This is a genomic window from Xanthomonas translucens pv. cerealis, from assembly GCF_006838285.1.
GTDB classification, from domain to species: Bacteria; Pseudomonadota; Gammaproteobacteria; order Xanthomonadales; family Xanthomonadaceae; genus Xanthomonas_A; species Xanthomonas_A cerealis.
Window position 1 is genome coordinate 4,235,165 of sequence record NZ_CP038228.1, and the last position, 15,348, is coordinate 4,250,512.

11 protein-coding genes and 3 pseudogenes are annotated in these 15,348 nt (G+C 69.5%); 7 read left to right on the top strand and 7 right to left on the bottom strand.

Annotated elements, in window-relative coordinates; translation table 11 throughout:
* Positions 1–12: 12 nt before the first annotated feature.
* From E4A48_RS21735 to E4A48_RS20685, 3 genes and pseudogenes are all read right to left on the bottom strand, one after another.
* A pseudogene (locus E4A48_RS21735) lies at positions 13–120 on the bottom strand (hypothetical protein); the annotation flags it as partial.
* Between the two features lie 163 nt (positions 121–283).
* A complete protein-coding gene (locus tag E4A48_RS18755) occupies positions 284–835 on the bottom strand; it encodes a gamma carbonic anhydrase family protein (RefSeq protein WP_003480461.1) in 552 nt (183 codons plus the stop codon).
* Between the two features lie 290 nt (positions 836–1,125).
* The gene (locus tag E4A48_RS20685) at positions 1,126–1,335 is read right to left on the bottom strand and encodes a hypothetical protein (protein WP_185910793.1); all 210 of its coding nucleotides are present in this window, start codon (positions 1,333–1,335) and stop codon (positions 1,126–1,128) included.
* Between the two features lie 54 nt (positions 1,336–1,389).
* Here E4A48_RS20685 and E4A48_RS18765 point away from each other — a divergent pair, with 54 nt between their 5' ends.
* The 4 genes from E4A48_RS18765 (at position 1,390) to E4A48_RS18780 (ending at position 8,392) form a co-directional block, all read left to right on the top strand.
* A complete protein-coding gene (locus E4A48_RS18765) occupies positions 1,390–2,247 on the top strand; it encodes a PA4780 family RIO1-like protein kinase (RefSeq protein WP_039006295.1) in 858 nt (285 codons plus the stop codon).
* A 449-nt stretch (positions 2,248–2,696) separates the two neighbouring features.
* Positions 2,697–3,818 (top strand): efflux RND transporter periplasmic adaptor subunit, encoded by a 1,122-nt coding sequence (locus E4A48_RS18770; protein WP_142743214.1) that lies wholly within the window; start codon positions 2,697–2,699, stop codon positions 3,816–3,818.
* Between the two features lie 9 nt (positions 3,819–3,827).
* A complete protein-coding gene (locus E4A48_RS18775; RefSeq protein ID WP_142742956.1) occupies positions 3,828–6,953 on the top strand; it encodes an efflux RND transporter permease subunit in 3,126 nt (1,041 codons plus the stop codon).
* Entirely contained in the window at positions 6,950–8,392 is a 1,443-nt protein-coding gene (locus tag E4A48_RS18780; RefSeq protein WP_142742957.1) for an efflux transporter outer membrane subunit, read from the top strand. The genes E4A48_RS18775 and E4A48_RS18780 overlap by 4 nt, the downstream gene beginning before the upstream one ends.
* A gap of 158 nt (positions 8,393–8,550) precedes the next feature.
* Here E4A48_RS18780 and E4A48_RS21740 read toward each other — a convergent pair whose 3' ends face one another.
* The 3 genes from E4A48_RS21740 to E4A48_RS18795 all read right to left on the bottom strand — a co-directional run bounded on the left by E4A48_RS21740 (position 8,551) and on the right by E4A48_RS18795 (position 12,521).
* Positions 8,551–9,303: an EAL domain-containing protein gene (locus E4A48_RS21740; protein WP_425512426.1), complete on the bottom strand. Its 753-nt coding sequence runs from the start codon at positions 9,301–9,303 to the stop codon at positions 8,551–8,553.
* 275 nt (positions 9,304–9,578) lie between these two features.
* The gene (mnmG, locus tag E4A48_RS18790) at positions 9,579–11,468 is read right to left on the bottom strand and encodes a tRNA uridine-5-carboxymethylaminomethyl(34) synthesis enzyme MnmG (protein WP_142742958.1); all 1,890 of its coding nucleotides are present in this window, start codon (positions 11,466–11,468) and stop codon (positions 9,579–9,581) included.
* A 501-nt stretch (positions 11,469–11,969) separates the two neighbouring features.
* Positions 11,970–12,521 (bottom strand): hypothetical protein, encoded by a 552-nt coding sequence (locus E4A48_RS18795; RefSeq protein WP_142742959.1) that lies wholly within the window; start codon positions 12,519–12,521, stop codon positions 11,970–11,972.
* A gap of 165 nt (positions 12,522–12,686) precedes the next feature.
* Between E4A48_RS18795 and E4A48_RS18800 the strand changes: the two are divergent.
* The 3 genes and pseudogenes from E4A48_RS18800 to E4A48_RS18810 form a co-directional block, all read left to right on the top strand.
* Positions 12,687–12,980, top strand: a pseudogene (locus tag E4A48_RS18800) (threonine/serine dehydratase); the annotation flags it as partial.
* Between the two features lie 62 nt (positions 12,981–13,042).
* A complete protein-coding gene (locus tag E4A48_RS18805) occupies positions 13,043–13,660 on the top strand; it encodes a YdcF family protein (RefSeq protein ID WP_409976353.1) in 618 nt (205 codons plus the stop codon).
* 83 nt (positions 13,661–13,743) lie between these two features.
* Positions 13,744–14,102, top strand: a pseudogene (locus E4A48_RS18810) (ketosteroid isomerase-related protein).
* Positions 14,103–14,337: 235 nt separating this feature from the next.
* Here E4A48_RS18810 and bioC read toward each other — a convergent pair.
* Entirely contained in the window at positions 14,338–15,228 is an 891-nt protein-coding gene (gene bioC, locus E4A48_RS18815) for a malonyl-ACP O-methyltransferase BioC (protein WP_039009040.1), read from the bottom strand.
* Between the last annotated feature and the right edge of the window lie 120 nt (positions 15,229–15,348).

The following is a 15,348-nucleotide window of genomic DNA, read 5'->3' on the forward strand; positions in this document are numbered from 1 at the left end:
GATCGGCAGATGCATCTTGAACCCGAGCGGACCGGTGTCCTGCATCGTCCCCACCGTCAGCTGCCAGGCGATGTGCCGGGACTTCAGGTCGATCGCGCTGAGGGTGGCCAATGGCGGCACCTGACCAGCGCCGACAAGACGCGGTTCTTCTTCACCGTACCGCGCGCCCGTCAGCGGTACCGCCTCGACGCCGGTGTCGATCGCTTCGGCGAGGCGCCGCGCCCGATCGGCCGCGCGGTGCTGGCGTTGGCGGCGCAGTAGCGGTGCCGGCGTGCCGCGCCGCCTACGGCGGCGACGCAGCGGCCGCGGCCAGGTAGCGATCCTTCAGGCGCACGTAGTGCTGCGCCGAGTAGTGCAGGCTCTCGATCTCCCTGTCGCTGAGCATGCGTGCCTTGCGGGCGGGATTGCCCAGCCAAAGCTCGCCTTCGCCGACGGTCTTGCCGGGGCCGACCACCGCGCCGGCGCCGACGAAGCCGTACTTCTTCACCGTGGCCCCGTCCAGGATGCACGCGCCCATGCCGATCAGGCACAGGTCCTCGATGGTGCAGGCGTGGATGATGGTGCCGTGGCCGACGGTCACGTCCGCGCCGATCAGGGTCGGGTAGCCGGCCGCGTTGAACGGGCTGTGGTGGCTGACGTGGATGATGGTGCCGTCCTGGATGTTGCTGCGCGCGCCGATGCGCACGTGGTTGACGTCGCCGCGGATCACCGCGCCCGGCCACACCGACACGTCCTCGCCCAGTACCACGTCGCCGATGAGGGTGCAGGCCGGATCCACGTAGACGCGTGCGCCCAGCTGCGGCGCCTTGTCCAGGAACGGACGGATCGGGTTCACGGCATTCTCCGAGGGAGTGGCGGGGGGCAGCGGACTGCGGCGCGGCTGTCGATGATAGCGCCTGGCTGCGAAGCGCTTCGGGCGCATGGCGGGGGCCGGGGAGGTGCCCGCACTGGCGCGGTTGATAAGGCGGGGGCGTCGTGCGCGCAGGCGCGGCACGCTTGCCCACAGGCCAGGGGCAAGCGCGATGCAGGCCAGGGCATCGCCGTCGGGCCGGGCCAGGATACCGCGCGCCGCATCGGCGGTCGCGGACCGGCGAGCCCGTCGCGCGAGCTCGCCGTAGGCGTTTGCTACTTCTTCTTTTCTTTCTTGGCCGCGCGCTTTTCCTTCAGCGTCTTGGTCGGCTGCTTCTTGTCGCTCTTCTTCTGATCCAAGCCCTTGCTCATGACACCCTCTGGACGATTGCACGATGGATTGCCGGCTGCGGCCGCCGGGGCGGCGATCGCGGCGACTACTTTACTCCGCTTGCGGCCGGCCCTGCCGCCGTTGTCGCCCGGCATGCACCCACGGTTGGGTCATAATCCGGTTTTCCCCTTCAAGGTCCCCCGCGTCCGATGAAAACCCCCCAGGGCCTGCAGCCGCTGATCGAGGACGGCGTCATCGACAGCGTGCTGCGTCCGCTCAAGAGTGGCAAGGAGGCCGCCGTGTACGTGGTCCAGGCCGGCGATGACGTATTGTGCGCCAAGGTCTACAAGGACATGGCGCAGCGCAGCTTCCAGGCCCGCGTGCAGTACCAGGAGGGCCGCAAGGTGCGCGGCAGCCGCCAGGCGCGGGCGATGGGCAAGGCGACCAAGTTCGGCCGCCGCGAGCAGGAGGCCGCGTGGAAGGACACCGAGGCCAACACCCTGTACCAGCTGGTGGATGCCGGCGTGCACGTGCCGCAGCCGCGCGGCTACTTCCACGGCGTGCTGCTGATGGACCTGGTCACCGATGCCGACGGGCAGAGCGCGCCGCGGCTGGGCGAAGTGGAGCTGGAGCCGGAGCAGGCGCGCGCGTTCCATACGCAGCTGATCGGCGACGTGGTGAAGATGCTGTGCCTGGGCCTGGTGCATGGCGACCTGTCCGAATACAACGTGCTGGTCGCCACCGCCGGTCCGGTGGTGATCGATTTCCCGCAGGTGGTCAGCGCCGCCGGCAACAATGCCGCGCGCGACATGCTGCTGCGCGACGTGCACAACCTGCGCGACTGCCTGGGCCGCGCCGCGCCCGAACTCAACGACACCCACTATGGCGAGGAGATGTGGGCGCTATACGAGCAGGGTGAGCTGCGCCCGGACAGTGCGCTCAGCGGCCGCTTCGTGTTCGACACCCACCGCGCCGACGTACGCGCCGTGCGCGATTCGATCGAGGATGCGCGGCAGGAAGCGATCATTCGCCAGCAGGGCCGCGAGGCCGCCGCCGACGAGGATTGAGCGCGGCGGCAGTGCCTCCTGCGGCCTGCCGAACACGCACCCAGCGCCGCGCCGCCGATCGCATCGGCGGCGCCACTGCCGCGGCCTGCAGCTCTGGCCATCGTCGTCACCGCTTGCCGCGGCCACGCAGTGAGCGCGGCTGTGGCGTGACGTGGCGCCGTCACGCGCTCGGCAAACGCGCGCGATCGCGCAGCGCAAACGGCAATATGCGTATCCCGATGCGATACCAAGGTATCGCCCGCAATACCAATCTTTCGCCAATCTTTCTGCGCGCACACGCAAGTTGAAGTGGCAGCTGACTGCCGTTTTCGTCGCGCTGTATTGCTGGAATACATTTCGTGTAGCGTTGCGCGCTTCGATCTCCCCACCCCCACGATTTCTCGCTTATGTTCGACGCCTTCGCCGCGCCTCGTTGTTTCATTTTCTGTGGATCCGTTGTTGCGCTGGCGATGGCGGCGGGGTGTTCGTCCACTGCGCAACCGCCGCCGCCGATCAAGGTCGGCACCCTGACGGTGACCGCGCAGACCATGCCGGTGGAGCAGGCCTTGCCCGGCCGCACCGTCGCCTTCGAGGTCTCCGACGTGCGCCCGCAGGTCAATGGCCTGGTGCGCAAGCGGCTGTTCACCGAAGGCCAGGACGTGGTGGCCGGACAGGTGCTCTACCAGATCGATCCTGCGCCGTACCAGGCCGCCTACGACAGCGCCCGCGGGCAACTCGCGCAGGCCCAGGCCGCGGCGCTCGCGGCGCGGCCCAAGGCCGAGCGCTACCGCACCCTGGTCGAGCAGGACGCGGCCAGCAAACAGGATGCCGACGATGCGCAGGCCGCCTTGAAGGAAGCCGAAGCCAACGTGGTGGCGACGCAGGCAGCGTTGCGGGCGGCGCGCATCAATCTCGACTACACCCGCGTGCTGGCGCCGATCTCCGGCACCATCGGCAGCTCGGCCTACAGCGCCGGCGCGCTGGTGACCGCGCAACAGGACGCGGCGCTGACCAGGATCCAGCGCCTGGACCCGATCTACCTGGACGTGAGCCAGTCCAGCACGCAGCTGCTGGCGCTGCGCGAGCAACTCGACGCCGGCCGCATCAAGGCCAGCGACGGCAAGGTCGCGGTGCGGGTGCGGCTGGAGGACGGCCGCTTCTATCCGCATCCCGGCACGCTGGAATTCGTCGGCACCTCGGTCGATCCCGGCACCGGCGGAGTGACCCTGCGCGTGGTCGTGCCCAATCCGCAGCACCTGCTGCTGCCCGGCATGTACCTGCGTGTGCTGCTGCCGTTGGCCAGCGACCCGGGCGCGATCCTGGTGCCGCAACAGGCGGTGACCCGCGATGCCAAGGGCGAACCGCTGGTGAAGCTGCTCGACGCGCACGACCGGGTGCTGGAGCGGCGCATCCGCACCGGCGACACGGTGGGCCACGATTGGGTGGTGCAGTCCGGACTCAAGCCGGGCGAGCGGCTGATCGTGGTCAACGGCAGCCGCGCCGAGATCGGCAAGCCGGTCGTGCCGTATGCGGTCAGCGCCGCGCAGCTCGAGGCCGCGCCCGCGCTGCCGGGCGACGCCCAGGCCGACTGAGGAGCTGCCATGTCGCGTTTCTTCGTCAACCACCCGGTGGTGGCCTGGGTCATGGCCATCGTCGTCGTCCTGGTCGGCATGCTGGCCATCCACGCGCTGCCGATCGAGCGCTATCCGCAGATGGCGCCGCCGACCATCACCGTGCGCGCCGCCTACACCGGCGCCTCGGCGCAGACCGTGGAGAACACCGTCACCCAGCTGATCGAGCAGTCGCAGCAGAGCCTGGACCACCTGCTGTACATGACCTCGACCAGCGCCTCGGACGGCACCGCGCAGGTCAACCTGGTGTTCGAGACCGGCACCAATGCCGACACCGCGCAGGTGCAGGTGCAGAACCAGCTGCAGTCGGTGATGTCGGTGCTGCCGCAGGCGGTGCAGCAGAACGGCCTGGTCATCACCAAGTCCAGCGGCTCGCTGTTCGAGGTGGTGGCGTTCACCTCCGACGACGGCAGCATGGACAACTTCGATGTCGCCAACTACATGGAATCGAACATCGACGACCAGATCAGCCGGGTCAGCGGCGTGGGCAACATCCAGCCGATGGGCTCGGAGTACGCCATGCGCATCTGGCTGGATCCGGAGAAGCTGCGCAAGTACGCGCTGATGCCCTCGGACGTGGAGAACGCGCTGCAGGCGCAGAACACCGACGTGTCGGCCGGCGAGATCGGCGGCCAGCCGGCGCTGCGCGGGCAGCGCCTGGATGCGACCGTGACCACGCGCAGCCGCCTGCACACGCCGGCGCAGTTCGGCGCGATCGTGCTCAAGAGCGGCCCCGGCGGCGCCGCGGTGCACCTGTCCGACGTGGCCAGGATCGGCCTGGGTCCGGAAACCTACGACAGCATCACCCGTTTCAACGGCAAGCCCTCGGCGTCGCTGGGCATCGAGTTGAACGCCGACGCCAACGCGGTGGAAACGTCAAAGGCGATCGACGCGCGCCTGCAGGAACTCAAGCAGTACTGGCCGCACGGCTACAGCTACCACATCGCCTTCAGCACCACGCCGTTCGTGACCACCTCGATCAAGGAAGTGGTCATCACCCTGATCGAAGCGGTGCTGCTGGTGGTGGCGGTGATGTACCTGTTCCTGCAGAACTGGCGCGCCACGCTGGTCCCGACCATCGCGGTGCCGGTGGTGCTGATGGGCACCTTCGGCGTGCTGGCCGCGTTCGGCTACTCGATCAACACCCTGACCATGTTCGCGATGGTGCTGGCGATCGGCCTGCTGGTGGACGACGCCATCGTGGTGGTGGAAAACGTGGAGCGGGTCATGAGCCAGGAAGGGCTGCCGCCGAAGGAGGCGACGCTGCGCTCGATGCAGCAGATCGGCGGCGCGCTGGTCGGCATCGTGCTGGTGCTGACCGCGGTGTTCGTGCCGATGGCCTTCTTCAACGGTGTCACCGGGGTGATCTACCGGCAGTTCTCGATCACCATCGCCGCCTCGATGATCCTGTCGGTGCTGGTGGCGATGAGCCTGACCCCGGCGCTGTGCGTGACCATCCTCAAGCCGCTGCACCATGGCGAGGCGCCGATCGGCTCGCACGGCCGCCTCGGCCGGTTCTTCGTCTGGTTCAACACCCGCTTCCGCCACCTGACCGAGCGCTACCGTGCGCTGGTCGAGCGGGTGCTGGGCCGGCGCGCGCTGGGCCTGCTCGCCTACGCGCTGCTGCTGGGCGTCACCGGCGTGCTGCTGTGGCGCCTGCCCGGCGCGTTCCTGCCCGACGAGGACGAGGGCATGCTCAACGTACTGGTCAAGCTGCCGGCCGGCTCCACCCTGGAGCAGACCATGGGGGTGACCGACCGCCTGACCAAGGCCGCGCTGCACGAGCCGGGCGTGCGCTCGGTGCTGTCCTCGGCCGGCTTCAGCGTGACCGGCGCCGGGCAGAACGTCGGCATGGCCTTCGTCCGCCTCAAGGACTGGGACGACCGCGAGGACGACGCCGACACCATCGCCGCGCATCTCAACCAGGCCCTGGCCGACATGCCCGACGCGGAGCTGTTCGTGACCTCGCCGCCGGCCATCAGCGGCCTCGGCGACGCCTCCGGTTTCACCTTCGAGCTGATGGATTACGAAGGCGCCGGCCACGCCGCCCTGGTGAACGCACGCGACAAGCTGCTGCGCCTGGCCGGGCGCGATCCCAAGCTGCGCGACGTGCGCTACGCCAGCCTGGAGGACGCGCCGGTCTACGCGGTCAAGATCGACGACGATAAGGCCCAGGCGCAGGGCGTGGACCCGGGCGACATCAACGCCACGCTCAACAGCGCGCTCGGCGGCGACTTCGTCAACAACTTCATCTACAAGGGCCGCATCAAGAAGGTGTTCGTGCAGGGCGACGCCGAGGCGCGCATGGCGCCGCAGGATCTGCAGCGCTGGACGGTGCGCAACGCCAGCGGCGACATGGTGCCGATGTCGGCCTTCACCACCTCGCACTGGACCAGCGCGCCGGCCGCGCTGGAGCGCTACAACGGCGTGTCGGCGATGGAACTCACCGGCCAGGCGGTGGCCGGCGTCAGCTCCGGTGCGGCGATGGACGCCATGGCCGAACTGAGCAAGCAGCTACCGCATGGCTTCGGCTATGCGTGGTCGGACATGGCTTACCAGGAGAAGCTGTCGGCCAACCAGGCGCCGGCGCTGTACGCGATCTCGCTGCTGTTCGTGTTCCTGTGCCTGGTGGCGCTGTACGAAAGCTGGACGATCCCGTTCGCGGTGATGCTGGCGGTGCCGGTGGGCGTGTTCGGCGCGGCGCTGCTGATGACCGTGCGCGGCCTGCAGAACGACGTGTATTTCCAGGTCGGCCTGCTGACCACGGTCGGCCTGGCGGCCAAGAACGGCATCCTGATCGTGGAGTTCGCGCGCGAGCTGGAGCTGCGCGGCGAACCCCTGCTGGCTGCCACCCTGCACGCGGTGCAGATGCGCCTGCGGCCGATCCTGATGACCTCGCTGGCGTTCCTGCTCGGCGTGCTGCCGCTGGTGTTCAGTCACGGTGCCGGCTCGGCGGCGCGTCATTCGCTGGGTACCGGCGTCACTGGAGGCACGCTGGCGTCGATCACCCTGGGGCTGTTCTTCGTGCCCTTGTTCTACGTGATCGTGCGCAGCGTGTTCCCCGGCAGCAAGCCGCCGCTGGAGGCCACGCCATGAGCGCACGGTCGTCGCGCCTGCTGGCGCTGGCCTGCTGTACGGCGCTGGCCGCGTGCAGCATGGCCCCGCACTACACGCGCCCGGCCGCGCCGGTGCCGCTGCAGTTCGACACCGCGGGCAGCGCCCCGTCCGCGGCCGGCGCAGCGCTGGCGCTGCCGGACTGGCGCGAGGTGTTCCTGGATCCGCGCCTGCGCCAGGTCATCGCGCTGGGCCTGGACAACAACCGCGACCTGCGCGTGGCCATGCTCGCGATCGACAAGGCGCGCGCGCAGTACCGGATCCAGCGCGCCGCGCTGGCGCCGGCGCTGGATGCCACTGCCAGCAGCGGCCGCCAGCGCACCAGCGCCAGCGCCAGCGAAAGCGGGCAGGCGCAGATCGACAGCAGCGACACCGTGCAGGTCGGCATCAGCAGTTGGGAGCTGGACCTGTTCGGGCGCGTGCGCAGCCTCAAGGACGAAGCCCTGGAAACCTGGCTGGCCAGCGCCGAGACCCAGCGCAGCGTGCGCGTGAGCCTGATCGGCCAGATCGCCGACGCCTGGCTCGCGGTCGGTGCCGACCAGCAGTTGCTGGCCCTGGCGCAGCAGACCCTGGACAGCCAGGAGCAGACGCTGCGGCGCAGCCGCGACCAGCACGCCAACGGTATCGGCTCGGGCCTGGACTTGGCGCAGATCCAGAGCAGCGTGGAAGCGGCGCGGGTCGCGGTCGCGCGCGCTGCCACCCAGCTCGCGCAGGCGCGCGATGCGCTGCAACTGGTGGTCGGCGCGCCGGTGGACGCAGCGTTGCTGGCCGGCACCGATGCGTTCGACGGCAGCGTGGCGCTGGCGCCGGTGCCGGCAAGCTTGGATGCCGCAGTGCTGCTGCAGCGTCCCGACGTGCTCGCCGCCGAGCACGCGCTGAAGGCGGCCAACGCCGACATCGGCGCCGCCCGCGCGGCATTCTTCCCGACCGTGTCGTTGACCGCCTCCAGCGGGCGCAGCAGCGACGCGCTGTCCACGCTGTTCGCGGCGGGTTCGCGCACCTGGGCGTTCGTGCCCAGTATCGCGCTGCCGATCTTCCACGCCGGTGCGCTGAAGGCGTCGCTGGACGTCTCCAGGATCGGCAAGAACATCGCCGTGGCGCAATACGAGAAAGCCATCCAGAGCGCCTTCAGCGACGTCGCCGATGCGCTGGCGCAGCGCGACCACCTCGACGCGCAGCTGAGCGCGCAACGGGCGCTGGTGGAGGCGGTGCGGCGCAGTCAGACGCTGGCCGAAGCGCGCTACCGCGCCGGCGTGGACGGCTACCTGCAGGTGCTGGACGCGCAGCGTTCGCTGTATGCCGCGCAGCAGGACCTGATCGCCTTGCGCCTGCAGGACGACAGCAATCGGGTCGCGCTGTACACCGTGCTGGGCGGCGGCGCGGATGCGCGCGCGACAGCGCCTGCCGCGGCAAGTCGGTGAGCGCGGGGCCGGCGCAGGTGCGCGTCAGCCCACGCGGATGCAACATGTGGGAGCGACTTCAGTCGCGACGGGCCTTCTCGGTAACGCGCGTCGCGACTGAAGTCGCTCCGCAGACGCGTAGCGCGCTGACGGTATCGCACGCTCGCGCAGCTTGCTACTCACCGGCTGGGCCGCGATCGGCATCCCCGTGGGAAACGTCCGATCACGCGGTGCATCCCATCTCGCCCAGCCAGGCATGCTGCTGCGCCGTCTCCACACCTTCGGCCACGGTGGAAATGCCAAGGACGCCCACGATTTCGATGATCTTGCGTACCAGCGCGCGTTGGCTGGCGTCGGCATCCATCCTGCGCACGAACGACCGGTCGATTTTCAGCTCGTCCAGCGGCAGCGCCTGCAGTAGCGACAGCGAAGAGAAGCAGGTTCCGAAATCGTCCAGCGACCAGGAGATGCCGTCCTCGCGCCCGGTGCACCACGGCGCGCATATCTTCGACGAAGCTGGCCGACACCAGCTGCAGCGGACTGACGTTGACCGACAGCAGCAACTGCGCAGCGCCGGGATGCCGCCCCCACGCGTGCAGCTGCAGGCATGCCTGTTCCAGCACCCACAGGCTGATCTGCTGGATCAGGCCGGTGTCTTCGGCCAGGCGAACCAGTTCGGCCGGTGGTTGCAGCCCATGGCCCGGTTGATTCCAGCGCAGCAGCACTTCCGCGCCGATCAGCGGTCCGCGCGCCGACACCTGCGGCTGCAGGTGCACGCGCAGCGCGTTCTGCGCGAGCGCGCGGACCAGCGCCGCATGCTCGTCCAGCCGCAGCTTGATGTCCTCGCTGAAGATGGCCAGTACCCCGGCGGTCAACGCCAAGGCGGTCACGGTGTTCAACGCGTGGCCGATGCGGTGGATATTGTCCGGCATCAGTTGAGGCGCTTGCATAGCGGGATCCCGAGTGGGCAAGGTGACCCAGACGCCGGCCAGTGGCAAGAGGAGCGCGCGGCAGCGACGCGTCCCCCCGCGGTGCAGGACCAAATAGCCATCCAGCGCCTCCGGCGCTATCGCCGCCGCGCTGGCGCAGGTGGCACCTGTCGGCATGCGGCGCACCGTGCCGGTGTTCAGGCATCGGCGTGGATCCGCTGGCGCAACAGCGCATCCAGCGCCCGCGGAGCGCCGCTGCCGCCCGCCAGCGGCGCCGCTCACGCCACCCTGCTGCGCCGCGCGCGCTCCAGGTGCACCAGCAGCAGCGAGATCGCCGCGGGGGTCATACCGGGGATGCGCTGCGCCTGGCCCACGGTTTGCGGGCGCACGCGCAGCAGCTTCTGCTGCACCTCGGCCGACAGCCCGCGCACCTGCGCGTAGTCGAACGCCTCGGGAATCGGCGTGTCCTCGTGGCGCTGCTGGCGCGCGATCTCGTCGCGCTGGCGGTCCAGGTAGCCGGCGTACTTGATGCCGATCTCGACCTGCTCGGCGACCTGCGCGTCGTCCACGCCCGGGCCCAGCGACGGCACCCGCATCAGCGCGGCGTAGTCCAGCTCCGGGCGCTTGATCAGGTCGAGCACGGTGGTCTCGCGGCTCACCGTCACCCGCAGCGTCGCGGCGACCTCGCGGCCCAGCGCATTGCCCGGCGTGGCCCACAGCGCGCGCAGCCGTTCGTTCTCCTGCGCCACCGCCTCCTGCTTGGCCTGGAAGCGCGCCCAGCGCGCCTCGCCGACCAGGCGCAAGTCGTGGCCGATGCCGGTCAGGCGCGCGTCGGCGTTGTCCTCGCGCAGCTGCAGCCGGTATTCGGCGCGGCTGGTGAACATGCGGTACGGCTCGGTGGTGCCGTGGGTGATCAGGTCGTCGATCAGCACGCCGATGTAGGCCTGGTCGCGGCGCGGCGACCACGGCTCCAGCCCGCGCGCCTGGCGCGCGGCGTTGAGCCCGGCGATCAGTCCCTGCGCGGCGGCTTCCTCATAGCCGGTGGTGCCGTTGATCTGGCCGGCGAAGAACAGCCCCGGCATGGCCTTGGTCTCCAGCGAGGCCTTCAGCCCGCGCGGGTCGAAGAAGTCGTATTCGATCGCGTAGCCGGGGCGGGTGATGTGGGCGCGCTCGAAACCGCGGATCGAGCGCACCAGCTCCAGCTGCACGTCGAACGGCAGCGAGGTGGAGATGCCGTTGGGATAGATCTCGGCCACGTCCAGGCCTTCGGGCTCGACGAAGATCTGGTGGCTGGCCTTCTCGGCGAAGCGCACCACCTTGTCCTCGATCGACGGGCAGTAGCGCGGGCCGATGCCCTCGATCTGGCCGGTGTACAGCGGCGAGCGGTCCAGCGCGCCGCGGATGATGGCGTGGGTGCGCTCGGTGGTATGGGTGATCCAGCACGGGACCTGGCGCGGATGCTGGGCGCGTTCGCCCATGAACGACATCACCGGCAGCGGATCGTCGCCGGGCTGCTCTTCCATCGCCGCGTAGTCCAGGCTGCGCCCGTCGATGCGTGGCGGAGTGCCGGTCTTGAGCCGGTCCACGCCGAAACGGCCGTCGCGCAGCGTCTGCGCCAGCGCGGTGGCCGGCGGGTCGCCGGCGCGGCCGCCGGCGTACTGGGTCTGGCCGATGTGGATTTTGCCGGCCAGGAAGGTGCCGGCGGTCAGCACTACCGCTGCCGCTTCGAAGCGCAGGCCGGTCTGGGTGATGGCGCCGCGCACGCGCTCGCCTTGCACGATCAGCGCGTCCACCGCCGCCTGGAACAGGGTCAGGCTGGGCTGCGCCTCGACCAGGCGCCGGATCGCGCTGCGGTACAGGCTACGGTCGGCCTGGCAGCGGGTGGCGCGTACCGCCGGACCCTTGGAGGCGTTGAGCGTGCGCCACTGGATCCCGGCCAGGTCGGCGGCATGCGCCATCGCCCCGCCCAACGCATCGATCTCCTTGACCAGGTGGCCCTTGCCGATGCCGCCGATGGCCGGGTTGCAGCTCATCGCGCCGACCGTCTCCATATTGTGGGTCAGCAGCAGGGTACGCGCGCCGGCGCGCGCGGAGGCCAGCGCCGCCTCGGTGCCGGCATGGCCGCCACCGATCACGATGACGTCGTAGCGGTAGAAGGAATCGCTCATCGGGGACTCGTCGGACGAGTCACGCGGACCGGAATGGGCGCGTTGGCGAGGCGATGCGCACTGGGAGAGGGTATTTTTGTGTGTTTCATCACAATTTCAGAATTTGGAACTAAAGTTGGCATGCGCTCTGCAGATAACCCTACTGCACCCAACGTGGCATTGCGTCAGGGGCGTACGACTGGAATTGGAACAGGGGCCAGTCACGCGCACGTTGGGGGAGCTGGGGGCCGGTAGTCGGGGGACTGCCGGCCCTTTTTTTATGCGCGCGATTCAGGCCCCGCCCCAGCAACCGCAATGCCCGAACGCGAAAAGCCCCGGCGAGCCGGGGCTTTTCGTTTTAGGCGCCGACGCCCGACAGGGCCGGAACAGGGGGGATCCAGATTTCCCTGTCGGACATCGACATAGACGGTAGGGCGATCCCTTCAGGTCATAAAGCGACGCAGGAGGTCACCCGGTACGCCCTAGAGTGCGTCTTGTGCCTGCGTGAAATCAAGCTTTTTCTTAAGGCTCTAGTGTGCGCTTTGTCCCATTGCTACGCCCCAGATTGCCAGGCCGGGGCGCGGACGGCCGCGGCTGGGCGGCCGGCCTGGGCGCGCTTGCCGGACGTGACTGCATCGACTGCGGACGCGGCTGCATCGACTGGGGGCTTGGGCCGGCGTTGGCGGCATCGGGGCGGCGCAACCGGTCCAGGTCGCGCCACGGCGACTTGACCCGGCCACCGCCACCGCCGATGACCGGCGGCGGACGGTCCGGCGGACGGCCGTTGTCGTCTGGTCGCGGGCGCGGCTGACGGTAGCGCGGCGGACCATAGTAGTCGCGGGAGTAATACGGGCCGTCGTAGCCGTAGTAGCCGTAGCCGTAATAGCCGGAGCCATAGCCGTAGGGCTCGGCGCTGTAGGGCGCGTAGTAGCCATCGGAGTAGCCTGCCGGATAGCGGTATTCGACCGTTGGGGCGCCGCGGTAGTAGCCGCCGCCGTTGTCGGCGTAGTCGTAAGTGGCGCAGCCGCTCAGCGTGGCCAGCAATCCAGCGGCCCAGATCAGGCGCATATTCATAGCGAATCCTCTCCCTGAGGCTGACCGACAGGTTCGACGTATTGCATTGAATGCCCCCTTAACCCGCTTCGTCGGTGATTGAACGCTTAAGTCGCGTACAACGGCTGTGTTGTCCCGGCAGCCGGCGACAACGCGAACTTGCGACGATACGCTAACCTTTCACGCATGTTCTCATCTTCACTGCCCGTTTTCGCGGATGTGACGGCCGCGGCCGCGCGGATCGCGCCGCATGCCCAGGTGACCCCGGTCCTGCGCCCGCAGGCGCTGAACGCATTGGCCGGCGCCAGCCTGCACTTCAAGGCCGAACACCTGCAGCACGACGGTGCGTTCAAGTTCCGCGGCGCCTGCAATGCGGTATGGGCGCTGAGCCAGACGCAGGCTGCGCGTAGCCGCGGCATCTGCTGCCACGTGGTGGTGCCGGAGGGCGCGCTGGCGGCGGTGCTGGTACAGCCGGAGCGCTTCGCCGGGCGTCGGGTCGGGCTGATTCTGTCCGGCGGCAACGTCGATCTCGACGCCCTGCCGTGGGGCATGGCGTGAAGCCGCGACCACGACCCGGCTGGCTGGGCTGGCTCGGCCGGCTGGGCGCGCTGCTGGGCCTGTGGCTGCTGGGCGTGGCGATCTACATCGTCTGGGTCGGCGACCGCGACCAGGCGGCACCGGCCGACGCGATCATCGTGCTCGGTGCGGCAGCCTACGACGCCAAGCCCTCGCCGGTGTTCGAAGAGCGCATCCGCCACGGCCTGGACCTGTACCAGCGGGGCTATGCGCCGACCCTGATCTTCACCGGCGGCTTCGGCGGCAACGGCGCGCGCTTCGCCGAGTCGCAGGTGGCGCGCCGCTACGCGCTACGCCACGACGTGCCGGCCGACGCGATCCTGATCGAGACCGTCTCGCGTACCACCCGCCAGAACCTGCTGGAGGCGCGCGGGTTGATGCGCAGCCACGGCCTGCACCGGGCGATTATCGTCAGCGATCCGCTGCACATGGCGCGAGCGCTGCGCCTTTGCCGCGAGCTGCAGATCGAGGCGCTGGCGTCCTCGACCCCGAGCACCCGCTTCCGCAGCTTCCAGACCCGCTGGCGCTTCCTGCTGCAGGAGGTGTACTTCTTCCACCGCGACCTGCTGCTGCCGGGCGCCTGAGCGGGTCTGGCCGCCGTATCGTGGGCGCCGGCACGGCATGAGGGGGGATGAAGATCGACGGAACCCGCGAGTAAGACCGCGCCATCGAACTGGTGCTGTCCTACTACGACGCGTTCAACCGCGGCGACCGGGCGGCGATGCTCGACAAGCTGACCGACGATGTCGCGCACGATCTCAACCAGGCCGCGCGCGAGACCGGCAAGGACCGCTTCGCCGCGTTCCTTCAGCGGATGAACGCCAGCTACCGCGAACAGTTGCGCGACATCGTGGTCCTGGGCGGGGGCAGGATGGCCGCCGTGCCGCCGCCGAATACGTGGTGCACGGCCAATGCCGCCACACCGACGAAGGCCTGCCGCCGGCGCTCGGGCAGACCTACGTGCTGCCGGGCGGGGCGTTCTTCGACATCCGCGACGGCAAGATCGCCCGGGTCAGCAACTACTAGAACCTGCAGGACTGGATCGACCAGGTGTCGGCCTGAGCGGTGGCACGCCCGGCCGCCCGGCGGTTATGTAGGAGCAACTTCAGCCGCGACAGGCCCTACCCGTAGACTCGGTCGCGGCTGAAACCGCTTCTACAGGGAGTGCATCTACAGGGGGGGGGCATCTGCATCGGTTCTGTGCTCTTACGAGTCCCGGGTCCCGGGTCCCCGGTCCCGAGTCCCGAAGCAAAGCGCCGCCTCAATCGCCACGACGACGGATCGGGATCGCCGACACCGGCACCGCGGCGATCTCGCTGCCGCCCTCACGGATCGGCGCGCCCGGCGGCGGCGCCCAGGCGTGGGCATAGATCACCTCCCAACTGCTCGGCAGCTTGCCGTCGGCGTTGCGCAGCGGCTCGTAGGCGGCGCTGGCGGCGGCGAAGCGGCCGCGTCCGGTCAGCGTGTGGCGGCGCGCGTGCAGCGCGTTGGTCGCGCCGATCGCGCGCAGTTCGCGCATCAGCGCGGTCAGGTCGGAATAAGTGAGGGTGAACAGGTCGCGGTCCAGCACCGGGTCGCGGAAACCGGACAGCATCAAGGCATCGCCGAACTGCGCGATCGGCGCGAAGCGGCTCACGTGCGGCGTTTCCCGATCGGCCTGGGCGAACGCCTCGCGCAGTTCCACCAGCGTGTCCGGGCCGAAGCTGGAGCACAGCAGCAGGCCGCCGGGCTTGAGCACGCGGCGGAAGCCGGCGAACACCGCCGGCAGGTCTTCGACCCACTGCAGGCACAGGTTGCTGAAGATCACATCGACGCTGTGCTCGGCCAGCGGCAGTGCGCGCGCGTTGGCGCAGACGCGGCCGAACGGCTTCCACCAGCCGGCCTGGCGCTTGGCCTGCTGCAGCATCGGCAGCGCCTGGTCGAGCGCAATCACCTGCGCGCGCGGCCAGCGCTTCTTCATCGTCGCGGCGGCGTGCGCCGGGCCGCTGCCCACGTCCAGCAGCACCTGCGGCACGCGGTCGCCGAGATAGTCCAGCGATTCCAGCAGGCGCTTCTCGACCTCGTGCTGCAGGGCGGCGGCGGCATCGTAGCTGGCGGCGGCGCGCGAGAACGCGCGGCGGATGTGGTGGGCGTCGAACGAAGAGGAATCCATCGGCGCATTATCGCCGGCCGCGGCGCGCAGCGGCCAGCCGTGTGGTCGCAACGTGTGCGGTCAACGGCGCCATGCCGGGCATTGCGACCAATTCGCCGATCGCGAACGATCGAGTCCCGA

Coding starts and splice junctions, on each gene's coding strand:
- E4A48_RS18775 (WP_142742956.1), top strand. CDS start 3,828: ATGTCGCGTTTCTTCGTCAACCACCCGGTGGTGGCCTGGGTCATGGCC.
- E4A48_RS18795 (WP_142742959.1), bottom strand. CDS start 12,521: ATGAATATGCGCCTGATCTGGGCCGCTGGATTGCTGGCCACGCTGAGC.
- mnmG (WP_142742958.1), bottom strand. CDS start 11,468: ATGAGCGATTCCTTCTACCGCTACGACGTCATCGTGATCGGTGGCGGC.
- E4A48_RS18770 (WP_142743214.1), top strand. CDS start 2,697: ATGGCGGCGGGGTGTTCGTCCACTGCGCAACCGCCGCCGCCGATCAAG.
- E4A48_RS20685 (WP_185910793.1), bottom strand. CDS start 1,335: ATGCCGGGCGACAACGGCGGCAGGGCCGGCCGCAAGCGGAGTAAAGTA.
- bioC (WP_039009040.1), bottom strand. CDS start 15,228: ATGGATTCCTCTTCGTTCGACGCCCACCACATCCGCCGCGCGTTCTCG.
- E4A48_RS21740 (WP_425512426.1), bottom strand. CDS start 9,303: ATGCCGGACAATATCCACCGCATCGGCCACGCGTTGAACACCGTGACC.
- E4A48_RS18780 (WP_142742957.1), top strand. CDS start 6,950: ATGAGCGCACGGTCGTCGCGCCTGCTGGCGCTGGCCTGCTGTACGGCG.
- E4A48_RS18765 (WP_039006295.1), top strand. CDS start 1,390: ATGAAAACCCCCCAGGGCCTGCAGCCGCTGATCGAGGACGGCGTCATC.